Consider the following 14,466-nt stretch of genomic DNA (forward strand, 5'->3'; position numbering starts at 1 on the left):
GGTGCGCCGGGAGCGCCTCCGCGTCCCGGCGGCAGGACGCCGAGCGCCGCCCCGACGTCGGTCGGGGCGGCGCTCGGGAGGTGTGAGGGGTCAGTCGGCGAGGGGGAGGTAGACCTTGTTGCCGCGGGCGGCGAACTCCTCGGACATGGCGCGCATGCCGGCCTCAGCCTCGGCGTCGAAGGCGGAGGCCACGGCGGTGGAACCGTCGCCGTGCTCGTCGCGGATCTGCTGGGAGATCTTCATCGAGCAGAACTTCGGCCCGCACATGGAGCAGAAGTGCGCCGTCTTCGCCGGTTCGGCGGGCAGCGTCTCGTCGTGGAACGACCGGGCCGTTTCCGGGTCGAGCGCCAGGTTGAACTGGTCCTCCCAGCGGAACTCGAAGCGGGCGTCCGACAGCGCGTCGTCCCACTCCTGGGCGCCGGGGTGCCCCTTGGCCAGGTCCGCGGCGTGCGCGGCGATCTTGTAGGTGATGACGCCGGTCTTGACGTCGTCGCGGTTGGGCAGGCCCAGGTGCTCCTTGGGCGTCACGTAGCAGAGCATCGCCGTGCCCCACCAGGCGATCATCGCGGCGCCGATCCCGGAGGTGATGTGGTCGTACGCGGGGGCGACGTCCGTGGTGAGCGGGCCCAGGGTGTAGAACGGCGCCTCCTCGCAGATCTCCTGCTGGAGGTCGATGTTCTCCTTGATCTTGTGCATCGGGACGTGCCCGGGGCCCTCGATCATGGTCTGGACGTCGAACCCCTTGGCGATCCGGTTGAGTTCACCGAGCGTCCGCAACTCCGCGAACTGCGCCTCGTCGTTGGCGTCCGCGATGGAGCCGGGGCGCAGCCCGTCGCCCAGCGAGTACGTCACGTCGTAGGCGGCGAGGATCTCGCACAGCTCCTCGAAGTTCTCGTACAGGAACGACTCCTTGTGGTGCGCCAGACACCACGCGGCCATGATCGAGCCGCCGCGCGAGACGATGCCCGTCTTGCGCCGCGCCGTGAGCGGCACGTACGGCAGCCGGACGCCCGCGTGGACCGTCATGTAGTCCACGCCCTGCTCGGCCTGCTCGATGACCGTGTCCTTGTAGATCTCCCAGGTCAGCTCCTCCGCCCGGCCGTCCACCTTCTCCAACGCCTGGTAGAGCGGGACCGTTCCGATCGGCACGGGGGAGTTGCGCAGCACCCACTCGCGGGTGGTGTGGATGTTGCGTCCGGTGGAGAGGTCCATGACGGTGTCGGCGCCCCAGCGGGTCGCCCAGGTCATCTTCTCCACCTCCTCCTCGATGGAGGAGGTCACGGCGGAGTTGCCGATGTTGGCGTTGACCTTCACCAGGAACCGCTTGCCGATGATCATCGGCTCGATCTCCGGGTGGTTCACATTGGCGGGCAGCACCGCCCGCCCGGCCGCGATCTCCGCCCGGACGACCTCGGGTTCGACGTCCTCGCGGACCGCCACGAACTCCATCTCGGGGGTGATCTCCCCCCGGCGCGCGTACGCGAGCTGGGTGACCCGCCGTCCGTCCCGTCCCCGGCGGGGCAGCCGGGGGCGGCCGGGGAAGACCGCGTCGAGGTTGCGCAGCCCGCCGCGCGGCGAGGTGTGCTTGATCCCGTCGTCCTCGGGGCGGACCGGACGGCCCGCGTACTCCTCGGTGTCGCCGCGCTCGACGATCCAGTTCTCCCGCAGCGGCGGCAGTCCACGGCGCACATCGGTGTCGGCCTGCGGATCGGTGTACGGACCGGAGGTGTCGTACAGCGTCACCGACCCTCCGTTGGTGAGGTGGACCTGACGGACCGGCACCCGGAGGTCGGGACGGCCGCCCTCGACGTACGCCTTGTGCCAGCCGGGCACCGGTCCGGTCCCGGCGGGCGCCGCGCCGTCCCCGGTGGAGACCCGCTCGCCGTCCGTGGCGACGGCCGCGTCGGTCCCGTCGTCGGTGGCGGCGACCGCGTCCACGGCAGGCGTGCGTGCGTCCTTGATGGTCATGAGACCTACTCCCTACGCCGGCATTACCCGGTAACAGGTTCAGCGGTCGACGCAGCGGTACTCCGCCGGAACACCCGTCCGCGTGAGGCGTCGGGTGGGTCCGGGTACGGAGGTCAGCGCCCTCTCAGCCCGGTGCTCCGAGCTCCCGCGTGTGCAAAAGGTGCCTCCACGCTAGCGTCCTGCCTGGCGTGCTGAACAGTGGGCCCCCGCCGTTCTTGCGATGATCGGTCGGTGACCACCACGCCGCAGCCCCCCGTCCCGCCCCCCGGGCAGCCCTGGACGCCGTCCCCCGCGACGGCCCGTGGCCCCTTCCCGTCCGGCCCCGGCTCCGGTTCCGACCCCGGGGCGTCCGGCGAGGGCGGAGCCCGGGGCGACCACGGCTCAGGTCACGGCTACGGCCCCGGTCCTGACCACGGCCCCGGCCACGGCCACGGCCACGGCGGGCGGGAAAGCCACGGCGGACCGGGCGGTTCCGGACCCGGGGGTTACTCCGGGCCGGACGCCGGGCCGGGCGGCTACGCCGGATACGGCGGCGGACACGGCGGGCGGAACGGCCCGGGGTACAGCGGCCCCGGAAGCCCTGGGAGCCCCGACAGCCCCGGCAGCCCCGGCGGAAACAGCGGGCAGGGCGGGTACGGCGGTGGCCAGGGAGGTCACAACGGCCACAGCGGCCACAGCGGCCATGGAGGTCACAGCGGCCATAACGGCCACGGAAGCGGCCACGGAAGCGGTCACGGCGGCCACGGTCACTCCCACGCGCACGGTCCGGCCGCCCCCGTCTCGGCGCGGCTGCGCCGGATCATCGCCGCGGTGCTGATCCCGTTCGCCACGGCGGTGGTCGTGGGGCTGGCCGTCCTGTGGCCGGGCGGCGCCCCCGCCCACGAGCGCACCGGCGTGGGCTTCGACCGCCAGACCCAGCAGGCGACCGTCACCCGGGTCGACCCGGTGGACTGCGCCTCCGTCAACGCCAGTGCCGTCCCGCCCAACGGCGACACCTCGACCCCCGAGGGGGCCGAGGCCCAGCGGCGGTCCCAGGGGAAGTGCGGCAAGGCCACCATCGAGGTGACCTCGGGACCGCACACCGGCCGCACCTTCACGGAGATCGTGCAGCCCGACGCCTCGCGCAAGCTGGAGACCGGACAGGAGGTGATCGTCGCCTACGCCCCGGACGCCCCTCGGGACCTCCAGTACGCGGTCTCGGACGTCAACCGCGGCGTCCCGATGGCGCTGTTGGCCGGGGCGTTCGCGCTCGCCGTGGTCGCGGTGGGCCGACTGCGCGGGCTGATGGCCCTGGTGGCGCTCGCGGTGAGCTTCCTGGTGCTGACGTTCTTCATCCTGCCCGCGATCCTCCAGGGGTCGAACCCGCTGGTCGTCGCGGTGATCGGAGCGAGCGCGATCATGCTGATCGCGCTGTACACCTGCCACGGGCTGTCCGCCCGGACCTCGGTGGCGGTGCTCGGGACGCTGGTCTCGCTGCTGCTGATCGGGGTGCTGGGCTCGCTGTTCATCGACTGGGCGGCGCTCAGCGGCGACACCGACGACAACACCGGGCTGATCCACGGGCTCTACCCGTCGATCGACATGAGCGGCCTCTTGCTGGCCGGTGTGATCATCGGCTCGCTCGGTGTGCTCGACGACGTGACCGTCACCCAGACCTCGGCGGTCTGGGAACTGCACCAGGCCGATCCGACGATGAGCAGGAGGGCCCTGTACGGGGCGGGCATCCGCATCGGCCGGGACCACATCGCCTCGGTGGTCAACACCCTGGTCCTGGCCTACGCGGGCGCCGCGCTCCCGCTGTTGCTGCTGTTCTCGATCGCGCAGAGTTCCGTGGGGACGGTGGCCAACAGCGAGCTGGTGGCCGAGGAGATCGTCCGGACCCTGGTCGGCTCGATCGGACTCGTCGCCTCGGTGCCGGTCACCACGGCGCTGGCCACGCTGGTGGTCGCCGCAGACCGGCCGGGCACCGCGCCCGTCCCCGCGCGGACCGTCCCGTCGCCCGGGGGCCGAGGCCGCCGCCGCAAGACCCGCACCGGCGGCTGACGGGCGCACCCTCCGCCCCACGGGACCGTTTCCGTCCCGCAGGCCCATCCGCCGCACAGGGGCTGTTCGTCCCACAGGCACCGTCCCGCCCCACGGGCCCGTCCGCACGACGACCGCCGCACCGGACGGGCCCGTGGCACGACGGCGCCGTCTTGACGGGACGTCAACCCGCGCTCTGCTCCTCCGCCAGGATGCGGTCCAGCGCCTGGTCCAGCAGGGAGTCGAATCCGGCCATGGCCCGCTCCTGCCCCAGCGGAACGATCTTGTCCGTGCGGTCGAGGAACGCGATCAGCGGCGCCACCCCGGCCCGGAAGACGGCCTGCTCGGCGCCGACCTGAAGGGTGATCAGCACATCGCTGAGGACCTCCGGATCGTCCGGGGCGATGTGCACATCGCCGTCCCCGCAGGGCTCGGCGACCCCGTCGACCAGCAGCTCACGGCCGAACGTCCAGCTCACGGGCGCGTCGCCGGGTAGGTGGAAGGTCAGCCGCACCGCATAGGGATCGGCACTGTCGTACCGCAGTTCCACGGGAATGCGGAAGGTGAGTTCCTCGGACACGAGAAAGCTCATCATGACTTCTGCCTGTACCGACTCGCGCATTGGCTACCCCGTCGTGTGGCGTCGACTGGCCAGGAATGAGCCCCCTGACACTCATGGCATCTTGCTTAAAGTACACGACAGATCACAAGGAGTGAGTTTTCAGATGCTGATAGAGAAATCGAGTGTCCCTAGTAGCTTTCCGACCTCCCGCTCCAAACGGGCGAGCGTCGGCAGCAGCCGGTCCTCCTGGTGCGCGGGCAGCGAGAAGCCCACGGCCATCGCGGTGGCCCCGGCCATCAGGGGCATCGCCGCGCTGACCGCGCCGAGCGCGTACTCCTGGTGCTCCAGCACCGGCTGCATCCGGTCCACCGCCGCGAGCCGCCGCAGGAAGCTCTCCTCGTCCCGCACGGAGTAGGGCGTCACATAGCGGACGGGGTGCCGGTGGAGATGGTCGCGGCGGGCCTTCTCGCCGAGCTGGGACAGCAGGCACTGGCCGAGCGCGTGGGCGTGCCCGGTCTCCCGGAAGTCCGCCCACTCCTCGATCGCGGGATGGGCGGGGCTGTCGGCCACGGCCACCAGTTCGATCTCGCCGTCGCGGTAGACCGCGAAGTACACGGGGGCGCCGAGGACGTCGTGGCAGTGCGCGAGCGCGTCCTGGATCATGCCGCGACGATTCTGCTGGACCCCCGCGCCGCCCAGCCGCTGGGTGGCCTCCGACAGTCGGTACACCCCGCGCTCACGGCACACATAGCCCTCGTGGACGAGGGTGCGCAGCAGGTGGTACGCGGTGGGGAGGGCCACCCCGGCCTCGCGCGCCAGTTGCTTGGCGGGGGCGCCCCCGGGGCGTGCCGCCGCCGCTTCCAGCAACCGCAGGGCGCGTCGCACGGAGCCGATCAGGGTGGGAACGGGATCATCCGGGGTCAAGACTCACTCCCGTGGCGAGTGGGGTCCGGTCGACTGTAGTCGTCCGGTCCGGACCATCCCCGGTTCCCGGGCAATCTTCCCCCTGGAGGGGGATCCGGCCCCGGACCCGTACCGCGCGGGCGTGCTACCAGTCACCCCGTGACGAGGAGGAGGACGTGAACTTCCGGACCAGGTAGACGAGTCCGGCGACCAGCGCCACCAGGGCGAGCACCTTGAAGAGCACCGCCACCAGGACGGAGAGCACCCCGACGATCATTCCGCCGAACACGAACAGCACGACGAGGGGCACCGCGACCCATTTCACCCACCACGGCAGCCTCGCGAAGATCTCCCGCACGTTTCCTTCCCTCCGCTCCGCGTCACCGTCCCCGGTGCCGCCGCACCCCGCGCGGGCGGGCGGCCCGGACCCCCGTCGTCCCGGACCGCCGCGCCGTGACCGGACCCGTACCGCGACGGGCACGGGAGGCGCGCGGGATGCGATTCCTCGTCATCCGCTCTCGATGCTAGGACGCCCGGGGGCCCGGCGGACGCCGTCGGCCCCTTGTCCTCCCCTGACCGCACCCTGAGGGAACCCCGAGACCGGACTCCGTCCTCCGGAGGGCCTCCGGGACGGTCCGCTCAGCCCTCCGGAGGGGAGAACACCACCAGGACCCGAAGGTCCTCCGTGATGTGGTGGAACTTGTGGGCGACTCCGGCCGGGACGTAGACCACGCTGCCCCGGGCCACCGTGGTGGTCTCCAGGCCGACGGTGATCGACGCCCGTCCGCTCACCACGAAGTACACCTCGTCCTGGCCGTGCGGTCGCTGGGGGTCCTGCTCCCCCGCGTCGAGCGCGTAGAGGCCGACCGACATGTTCCGCTCCCGCAGGAACTGCAGGTACGCGCCGTCGTTGGCGGCCCGCTCGATCTCCAGCTCGTCCAGTCGGAATGCCTTCATCAGCCCTTGCCCGTTCCTGTCCGGTCCTGCCCGGTCCTGTGTCCGATCCCGCCCGCGCCGCTGCGGAAGCGTCCCGGGAAGCCGTCCGCGCGATGAAGGTCACCGTACGCACGGGTCACCCGACCGGGTGCGTCTGTCACGATCAGACACATGATGAATTTCCTCGTCAAGACGCTCGCGAACGCCGGTGCCCTGGCCGTGGCGATCTGGCTGCTCGACAAGATCACCCTGACCGGGGACAGCACGGGCGCCAAGGCGCTCACGCTGATCGTCGTCGCGCTGATCTTCGGTCTGGTGAACATCGTCGTCAAGCCGGTGGTGAAGATCCTGACCTTCCCCCTGTTCATCCTGACGCTGGGACTGATCACCCTCGTGGTGAACGCCCTGATGCTGCTGCTCACCTCCTGGGTCTCGGACGCGCTCGACGTGGGCTTCCACGTGGACGGCTTCTGGACCGCCGTGTTCGGCGGTCTGATCATCTCGGTGGTCTCCTGGGCCCTGAACGTCGTCCTGCCCGACAACGACTGATCCACCGCGGCCCGCCCCGGGCACCCGTCCGCGGCGGCCCCGCCGTCCCGAACGGTCCGGACATACCCGACCCTGGTGACGGCGGCACCGGGCCGGACGGCCCACGGGCGGGCGCGCGGTGCCGTGCGACGGCGCGGCGGAGCGCCGCCACCGCGACGACCGAGGGAGCAGACGATGGCGACGGCGGACGGTACGGCCGGGGAGCCGCTGAGGGACGCGACGGGGACCGGCGACGGGACCCGCGCCGTCCGGGCGGGGCTGCCCGAGCCGGTGAAGCACGAGCCCGCGCTGCCCGGCCCGGTCTTCGCCGCGCACTTCCACCTCCCCGGCGAGGCCACCGGCCCCTACCGCTACGCGCGGGAGGAGAACCCGACCTGGACACTGCTGGAGCGGGCCGTCAGCGAGCTGGAGGACCCCGAGGGCGGCGCCGAGACCGTGGTGTTCGCCTCCGGGATGGCGGCGATCTCGGCGACGCTCTTCTCCCGGCTCGGCGCGGGGGACCGGGTGGTCCTGCCCTCCGACGGCTATCAGGCGCTGCCCCTGCTCGCCGAGCGGCTCACCGCGTACGGGGTCGAGGTCCGCACCGCCCCGACCGCCGGGGCCGCCCAGCTCGACGCCCTCGACGGAGCCCGGCTGCTGTGGGTGGAGACCCCTTCCAACCCCGGGCTGGACGTCTGCGACCTGCGACGCGTCATCGACGCCGCCCATGAGCGGGGCGTCCTGGTCGCCGTCGACAACACCCTCGCGACCCCGCTCGGCCAGCGCCCGCTGGAACTGGGCGCGGACTTCTCGGTGGCCAGCGGGACCAAACAGCTCACCGGTCACGGCGACCTCCTGCTGGGTTACGTCAGCTGCCGCGACCCGGAGGCCGCCGCCGGGGTGCGGCACTGGCGGAAGGTGGTCGGCGCCATCCCCGGGCCGATGGAGACCTGGCTCGCGCACCGCTCCCTGGCCACCCTCCAGATCCGGGTGGACCGTCAGAACGCCAACGCCCTGGCCCTCGCCGAGGCGTTGCGCGACCGGCCCGGGGTGACGGACCTGCGCTACCCCGGACTGCCCGGTGACCCCGCCCATCCCGTCGCCGTCCGGCACATGCGGCGCTTCGGCTGCGTGGTGTCCTTCACCCTGCCGTCCCGCGCCCACGCCGAACGGTTCCTGGAGGCGCTGACGCTGGTGGACGACGCCACGAGCTTCGGCGGGGTCCGCTCCACCGCCGAGCGCCGCCGCCGCTGGGGCGGCGATCCGGTGCCCGAGGGGTTCATCCGGCTCTCGGCGGGCATCGAGGACCCCGACGACCTGCTCGGGGACGTGCTCCGGGCGCTCGACCACGCCACCGCCGTCTGACTCCCCGGCCCGCGAGGACACCGGGGGCGAGGCGCCGCCGGGCCGGGGCCGCCGTTACCGGCCGGATCGCTCGGGGACTGACGGCTCCGTCCGCCGCCCCCGCCCGGCCGCCGAACGGAGCCGCCGCCGGGAGGGCGATGTTTCACGTGGAACCAAGCGGGCCACATTTCTCCCATGACGGTCCGTCCCGTGGTCAAACGCACCGCTCGCGCCATCCTGCTGGACGGCGACGAGCTGATCCTGATCAAGCGGACCAAGCCCGGTGTGGACCCGTACTGGGTCACGCCCGGCGGTGGTGTGGAGCCGGAGGACGCCACGGTGGTCGACGCCCTCCACCGGGAGGTGCACGAGGAGCTGGGGGCGAAGATCACCGATGTCGTCCCCTGCTTCGTGGACACCGTCGAACACATAGGGGAGGACGGCGGCGCGACCGGGGTGAAGGTGCAGCACTTCTTCGTCTGCCGGGTGGCCTCGCTGGACCTCTCCCTGCGCCACGGCCCCGAGGTCGAGGAGCCCAGCGGGGAGTACGAGATCGTCCGGGTGCCGTTCACCCGGGTCGGCATCGCCTCGGTCCACCTCGTACCGCTCTCCCTGCGCCACTACCTCGACGGGAACATCGAGGGCGTCCGGGCGATGCACGCCCCCGATCTGGGCTGACGGACCTCAGTTCCCGGCCGCCACCAGTTCCTCCACCCGGTCGTGACGGATGCGGCTCGCGGCGACCCCGACCTCCCGCAGGGTGTGCACCCCGTTGCGGATCATCCCGGGCGGGCCGGACAGATACGCGTCGTACTCGGACCAGGGGCCGAACTCCCGGACCGCGTCGGGCAACTGGAGCCTCGCCCGGGCGTCGATGACCGGGCGGACCGAGAGCCAGGGGTGCGCGTGCTGGAGGCTCATCATCGTCCGTAGGTCATAGAGGTCGAGATCGGTCCGGGCGCCGTAGAACACCTCGACGGGGCGACGGTGACCGCGCTCCACGACGTCCTCGACCAGGGCCTTGATGGGGGCGATCCCCGTACCGCCGCCGAGGCAGAGCAACCCGGTGCTGGTGGTGTGGTCCACCGTCATGGAGCCCATGGCGGGACCCAGCCGGATGACGTCGCCCGGACGGGCCCGGCGGACCAGGGCGTTGGAGACCCAACCGGCCGGGACCGCCTTCACATGGAAGGACAGCAGCCCGTCCGGACGCGGCGCCGAGGCGAAGGAGTAGTGCCGCCAGACGCGTGGCCACCACGGGGTCTCGATGCTCGTGTACTGACCGGCCAGGAAGGAGTACGGCTGGCCGGGGCGGACGGTGAGCACCGCGATGTCGGGGGTGCGCAGTTCATGGGAGACCACCTCCGCGTGCCACCAGGCGGGGGCGCGCAGTTCGTCGTCCGCCGCCGCGTCGATCATGACCTGCGACATCGTGGTGTAGGTACGGACCCAGGCGGCCTCGGACGCCCCGTCCCAGGAGGCGGTGGCGTACCGGGAGAGCGCCCCTATCAACGCCTCGCCCACGGCCGGGTAGTGCTCAGGCCGGGTGCCGTACTTGCGGTGGCCGCGCCCCAGGTTCTCCAGGTACTCCACCAGGACCCTGGTGTCGTCGACGTGTTCCGCGGCGAACAGCAGGGCCTTGAGCAGCCGGTCCCGCTGGACGTCCATCGCGACGGGGAACAGCGCGCGCAGCGGGGGGTGGTGGATGAACAGCAGCGCGTAGAAGTACGAGGTGACCTTGTCGGCGATGGGTGCGATCTCCTCCAGGGTCCGCCGGATCAGCACCGCGTCGGGCGAGGGCGCGGAGGACGGCGCCGCCGGGCGGGAAGGAGCCGGTGGGGCGGGGGCGGTCGATGCGTCGTCTCCTGACGGATCGTCTATTCGCGGCCCCGTACCGGCGGGGAGGGCCTCTCCCCGGTGCCCCTCCGTGGACGGTGCGGGCACGAGGGCGCCGGGGGCGCCGCGTCCCACGGGTCGGATCGCCGCGATCCGGGGGCGCTCCGCCGGGGCGTTCCCGTCCGGAGCGGGTTCGGTGGCGGTCCGGGGGGTGAACCAACCACCGCTCTCCACGGCGCCGTTGTTCCCCTCGGTGGTGCCACTGGCCGATGTGGTGGCCGGAGCGTCCATTCTCTGCCTCGCCTCAAGCATCTCTCGGTCGATCCGTGCACTCCCGCACGGGGGAAACGCGTTTCCCGCCCCGCCCTCTCGGTATCCGCGCCCAATGAATCGCAGATCTCCCCCAGAAAGGACAACTTGGACAGTCGTGATATTGACCGCAGTCGTTACATAAGAGCTTCCCACTCGGGCGCCCGACGGGGGCGCGAAGTGCGAAGTGCGGGACTTCGATCACCCCGCCCGGCTACGCTGCCCCGCCTCACATCCCCCCGCGACGGCGACACACCGTTCCCCCGCGATCACGAACCGCAGCCGACCCTACCCGTATGCCACACACACGCGTGCGATACCCCGTACAGCGCGTCGGCGTGACGGACCGTTCGAACAGGGGTGACCTTCACGGGTCGTCTTCCCCGGATTCCCCTCCCCACGCCTCACCCCCGTCCACCACCCCTCACCCAGGCTCCCCCAGAAGCCCCGCACACCTCACACGACGCACCCGCACGACCCGCGCACCCGACCCGGCACCGGGACCCGGGACCCGGCACCCGCCCGGCCTCCCGGCCCGAACCCGGCGAACCCGTACTCCGAGCCGCGTACCGTGGACTACTCCCCCTGCCAGACGACGGGCGCCCGTTCCGCGCGGGACGGTGTTTCACGTGAAACTAAGCCGTCGGGCCCGCCGGGCCGTCCTCGTCCTCCATGTCGTCTTCTCAGCGGGCTGGTTGGGCCTCTCGCTCGCCCTGCTGGCACTGGCCCTCACCGCGGTCGTCACAGACGCCCCCGGCACCGTGGCGGCCTCGTACCGTTCCATGGCGGTCTTCACGGACTGGTTGATCGTCCCGCTCTCCCTCACCACCCTGGCCACCGGGCTGGCGCTCTCCCTCGGCACCGCCTGGGGGCTGCTCGCCCACCGCTGGATCGCCACCAAGTTCTTCCTGACCCTCGCCGCCACCACGGCCTCGGTCTTCGCCCTGCGTCCCGAGGTCAGCGAGACGGCGGCCCGGGCGGCTACGGGAGAACGGATCACCGGCACCCTGGATCTGGTCTTCCCTCCGGCCGTCTCCCTCGGCACGTACGTCTTCATGGCGGTCATCTCGGTCCTCAAACCGTGGGGACTCACCCGTCGTGGCCGAAACATCAGGACGAGAGCTCGCAAAGCGGTGGACGCCAGGGGGGTCCGTCAGACAGCCTGACCAGCGTGTCGACACCTTCCCCCTCCCTCCTCGCCCTCCCCGTCCGCCGTCTGACCCCCCGGGACACCTCACTCTGCGCCGATCTCTCTCAGGACCGCGGCTGGTCGCGGGAAGACCGTAAGTGGGGTCTGCTCCTCGCCGCCGGAACCGGCTACGGCATGGCCGCCCCCGATGGAAACGGACTGCTCAGCGCCTGCGTGGTGACCTCGTACGGTCCTCCCGGCGCCCCCGACCTCCATGCGGTCGGCATGGTCCTCGTCGCCGAGCGGTACGCCCGCCAGGGGGTGGGGCGGCATCTGATGCGCCATGTCCTCACGGAGGCGGGTTCGACGCCCCTGACCCTGCACGCGACCCCGAGCGGCCGTCCCCTCTACGAGGAACTGGGGTTCAAGACGATCGGCGGGGTCACCAGCGTCTGGGGCACCTTCGTCCCGGCCGGTCCCGCCCCCCGGGTGACCACCCGTCCGGCCACCGCCGAGGACCTGCCCGCCCTGCTGCGGCTGGACGGCGAGGTCTTCGGCACCGACCGGACCCATGTGATCACCCGGCTCCCGGCCTTCGCGGACCGGATCCGGGTGGTCGAGCAGCGGGGCAGGATCATCGGCTACGCGGGGATCTGGCCCAACACCGAGACCGAGGTCGTCGGCCCCCTCGTCGCCCGTGACACCGACACCGCACGGGCCCTCGTCATCGCGCTCGCCGAGGACGCCCGCCGTCCGGTCCGGGTGGACGTGGACGTCCGCCACGAGGAACTGCTGTCCTGGCTCCGGGCCAGCGGTCTCACCGGGGGTTTCCACAACGACGTGATGGTCCGGGGCACGGTGGACCTCCCCGGGGACTGGACCCGGCGGTTCGCCCCCCTGACCGTCGCTGCGGGCTGACCGGGGAACCCGCGCCGACCGGTCGTAGGCTGCGGACATGGCAGAAATCGACATACGTCCGGCGACCGACGACGACCTCCAGGCCATCGTGGACATGCTCGCCGACGACCCCCTCGGCTCCCGGCGCGAGTCGCCGGACGACCTCGCCCCCTACCGGGCGGTCTTCCAGCGACTCGCCGACGACCCGAACCAGCTCCTGGCCGTGGCGGTCCGGGACGACCGGGTCGTCGGCACGCTCCAGCTCACCGTGATGCCCGGGCTCTCCCGCCGTGGTGCGGTGCGCTCGGTCATCGAGGGCGTCCGGGTGCACCGCGACGAACGCGGCGGCGGTCTGGGCACCCTGCTCATCGAGTGGGCCGTGGCCGAGTCCCGCCGTCAGGGCTGCCAGTTGGTCCAGCTCACCTCCGACGCCACCCGCACCGACGCCCACCGCTTCTACGAGCGACTCGGCTTCACCGCGTCCCACGTCGGGTTCAAGCTGGCGCTCTGAACCGTGTGCCCGGGGCCGGACCCCCCGCCCCGGGCGCGCGAGTGCCCTACCCGGCTCCGCCCCGCCACCCCTCGGGGTCCACCCCGCCGGGAACGGGGGCGTCGGCGTCATAGGGCTCCCTGGTGAAGACGAACGAGCCCAGGTCGAGATGGCTCACCGAGCCGTCGGGACGGCGGACCGCCCGCAGGACCTCACCCGCGTAGTAGCCCTCCAGCCCCACCCAGGTCCCGTCCTCGGCGGCGTGGAACGCGGAGCCCCGGCCCCGCCCGCTCAACGGCGCCAGATGCACCCCGCCGTTCACGGTCAGCCGGAGCGCGTGCGGGGAGGTCCCCCAGTACCAGGACCCCACCAGCTCCAGGGCCCCGGGATCCACCTCGGGCAGCGGGCGCCACGGCTCCGGCAGCCGGGGCTCGGCCTCCGCCACGATCCGCACCGACTCCACGGCGGTCCCCACCACCGCGGGCCCGGAGGTGCAGTTGGCGAGCACCACGGCGGTCACGTCGTCCTCGACGCTGAAGAACAGCGCGGCGAGGAAGCCCGGCAGCGATCCCGAGTGCCCGACCAGGGTGCGTCCGCCCAGGTGCAGGATCTGCGTGCCCAGCCCGTAGGAGGCGCCCGCCGCCAGGTCCGGGGTGGCCGCCGGGGCGGCCGGGGTCCGCATCTCCCGCACCGACTCCGCGCTCAGCACCCGCTCGTCGCCCCGGGCGAGGAACGCCGCGAACCGCGTCAGGTCCCCGACCGTCGACCAGAGCTGGCCGGCGGGTGCCATCAGCCCCAGGTCCTCGGCGGGTTCGGGCAGCAGCACGTCCGCCCAGGGGTGCACCGCCCACGGCTCGGCGTACGGCGCCCGGGGCCGTACCCCGGTGCGGCTGAGCCCCAGCGGCTCCAGGACCTCGGTGCGCAGCACCTCCTCCCACGGGGCCCCGCGCATCTCCTCCACCAGGGCGCCCAGCAGGGTGTACCCGGGGTTCGAGTAGTGGAAGAGCCGGCCCTTCGGATGCCGGAACGGGCTCTCGCCGAGCACATCGGACAGTTCCGGCCGCAGTGCGCCCGGAGTCCGTTCCCACCAGGGCCCGGGGCTCTCCGCCGCGAGTCCCCCGGTGTGCGCGAGCAGTTCGGCGATGGTGACCTCACCGGCCTCCGTCCCCGGCAGGTGCTTCTCCAGCGGGTCGCCGAGGTCGAGCAGCCCCTCGTCGCGCAGCCGCAGCACCAGCACCGCGGTGAAGGTCTTGGTGATGGACCCGATCCGGTACTGGGTGTCCGCGCCGACGGCGGGCCCGTCCTCCGGCGAGCGGGCCCCGTCCCAGACCAGCGTCCCGCCCCTGCCCACCCCGGCGACCACCGAGGGCGCCCGCCCTTCGGCCTGGGTGACGGCGAGCAGATGCAGGAGGGACCGGCGGGTGGCGGGCAGCAGTTCTTCGGCGGAAGTCGTCATCCCCCCAGTCCATCGCCCCCGCCGCCGTCGCGTCGAGTCCATTTCCCGGGTCGCTCGTGCCCGTGTCCCGGACCGGGCGTGCCCGT

At 72.3% G+C, this 14,466-nt stretch carries 14 protein-coding genes; 7 read left to right on the top strand and 7 right to left on the bottom strand.

The annotated features are described in order from the left end of the window. Window positions 1-90 precede the first annotated feature (90 nt). The gene (gene thiC / locus ACVWNX_RS16840) at window positions 91-1,968 is read right to left on the bottom strand and encodes a phosphomethylpyrimidine synthase ThiC (protein ID WP_454407892.1); all 1,878 of its coding nucleotides are present in this window, start codon (window positions 1,966-1,968) and stop codon (window positions 91-93) included. Window positions 1,969-2,199: 231 nt separating this feature from the next. Here thiC and ACVWNX_RS16845 point away from each other — a divergent pair, with 231 nt between their 5' ends. Then, window positions 2,200-4,011 (top strand): YibE/F family protein, encoded by a 1,812-nt coding sequence (locus ACVWNX_RS16845; protein ID WP_454407893.1) that lies wholly within the window; start codon window positions 2,200-2,202, stop codon window positions 4,009-4,011. Between the two features lie 163 nt (window positions 4,012-4,174). On the opposite strand, the gene ACVWNX_RS16850 is transcribed toward ACVWNX_RS16845, so the two are convergent. From ACVWNX_RS16850 to ACVWNX_RS16865, 4 genes are all read right to left on the bottom strand, one after another. Then, a complete protein-coding gene (locus ACVWNX_RS16850) occupies window positions 4,175-4,612 on the bottom strand; it encodes an SsgA family sporulation/cell division regulator (RefSeq protein ID WP_454407894.1) in 438 nt (145 codons plus the stop codon). A gap of 99 nt (window positions 4,613-4,711) precedes the next feature. Then, window positions 4,712-5,476 carry an IclR family transcriptional regulator gene (locus tag ACVWNX_RS16855; protein ID WP_454407895.1) on the bottom strand — a complete coding sequence of 255 codons (765 nt, stop codon included), beginning with the start codon at window positions 5,474-5,476 and terminating at the stop codon, window positions 4,712-4,714. Window positions 5,477-5,600: 124 nt separating this feature from the next. Further along, the gene (locus ACVWNX_RS16860) at window positions 5,601-5,813 is read right to left on the bottom strand and encodes a DUF5326 family protein (RefSeq protein ID WP_454407896.1); all 213 of its coding nucleotides are present in this window, start codon (window positions 5,811-5,813) and stop codon (window positions 5,601-5,603) included. A 281-nt stretch (window positions 5,814-6,094) separates the two neighbouring features. After that, window positions 6,095-6,412: a cupin domain-containing protein gene (locus tag ACVWNX_RS16865; protein WP_454407897.1), complete on the bottom strand. Its 318-nt coding sequence runs from the start codon at window positions 6,410-6,412 to the stop codon at window positions 6,095-6,097. A gap of 150 nt (window positions 6,413-6,562) precedes the next feature. Here ACVWNX_RS16865 and ACVWNX_RS16870 point away from each other — a divergent pair, with 150 nt between their 5' ends. From ACVWNX_RS16870 to ACVWNX_RS16880, 3 genes are all read left to right on the top strand, one after another. After that, window positions 6,563-6,940 (top strand): phage holin family protein, encoded by a 378-nt coding sequence (locus ACVWNX_RS16870; protein ID WP_454407898.1) that lies wholly within the window; start codon window positions 6,563-6,565, stop codon window positions 6,938-6,940. A gap of 174 nt (window positions 6,941-7,114) precedes the next feature. Next, a complete protein-coding gene (locus tag ACVWNX_RS16875) occupies window positions 7,115-8,284 on the top strand; it encodes a cystathionine gamma-lyase (RefSeq protein ID WP_454407899.1) in 1,170 nt (389 codons plus the stop codon). A 174-nt stretch (window positions 8,285-8,458) separates the two neighbouring features. After that, the gene (locus ACVWNX_RS16880) at window positions 8,459-8,941 is read left to right on the top strand and encodes an NUDIX domain-containing protein (protein ID WP_454407900.1); all 483 of its coding nucleotides are present in this window, start codon (window positions 8,459-8,461) and stop codon (window positions 8,939-8,941) included. 6 nt (window positions 8,942-8,947) lie between these two features. Here ACVWNX_RS16880 and ACVWNX_RS16885 read toward each other — a convergent pair whose 3' ends face one another. Further along, entirely contained in the window at window positions 8,948-10,390 is a 1,443-nt protein-coding gene (locus tag ACVWNX_RS16885; protein WP_454407901.1) for a globin domain-containing protein, read from the bottom strand. A 647-nt stretch (window positions 10,391-11,037) separates the two neighbouring features. Between ACVWNX_RS16885 and ACVWNX_RS16890 the strand changes: the two genes are divergently transcribed. The 3 genes from ACVWNX_RS16890 to ACVWNX_RS16900 are packed head-to-tail and all read left to right on the top strand — an operon-like array spanning window position 11,038 to window position 12,945. Beyond that, a complete protein-coding gene (locus tag ACVWNX_RS16890; protein ID WP_454407902.1) occupies window positions 11,038-11,574 on the top strand; it encodes a DUF2269 domain-containing protein in 537 nt (178 codons plus the stop codon). A gap of 5 nt (window positions 11,575-11,579) precedes the next feature. After that, on the top strand, window positions 11,580-12,455 hold the full coding sequence (locus tag ACVWNX_RS16895) for a GNAT family N-acetyltransferase (RefSeq protein ID WP_454407903.1): 876 nt from the start codon (window positions 11,580-11,582) through the stop codon (window positions 12,453-12,455). 37 nt (window positions 12,456-12,492) lie between these two features. Continuing rightward, window positions 12,493-12,945 carry a GNAT family N-acetyltransferase gene (locus ACVWNX_RS16900; RefSeq protein WP_454407904.1) on the top strand — a complete coding sequence of 151 codons (453 nt, stop codon included), beginning with the start codon at window positions 12,493-12,495 and terminating at the stop codon, window positions 12,943-12,945. A 46-nt stretch (window positions 12,946-12,991) separates the two neighbouring features. On the opposite strand, the gene ACVWNX_RS16905 is transcribed toward ACVWNX_RS16900, so the two are convergent. After that, complete coding sequence (locus ACVWNX_RS16905) at window positions 12,992-14,380, bottom strand: serine hydrolase domain-containing protein (RefSeq protein ID WP_454407905.1); 1,389 nt, start codon at window positions 14,378-14,380, stop codon at window positions 12,992-12,994. Window positions 14,381-14,466 lie beyond the last annotated feature (86 nt).

Source organism: Streptomyces sp. JNUCC 64 (assembly GCF_054484115.1).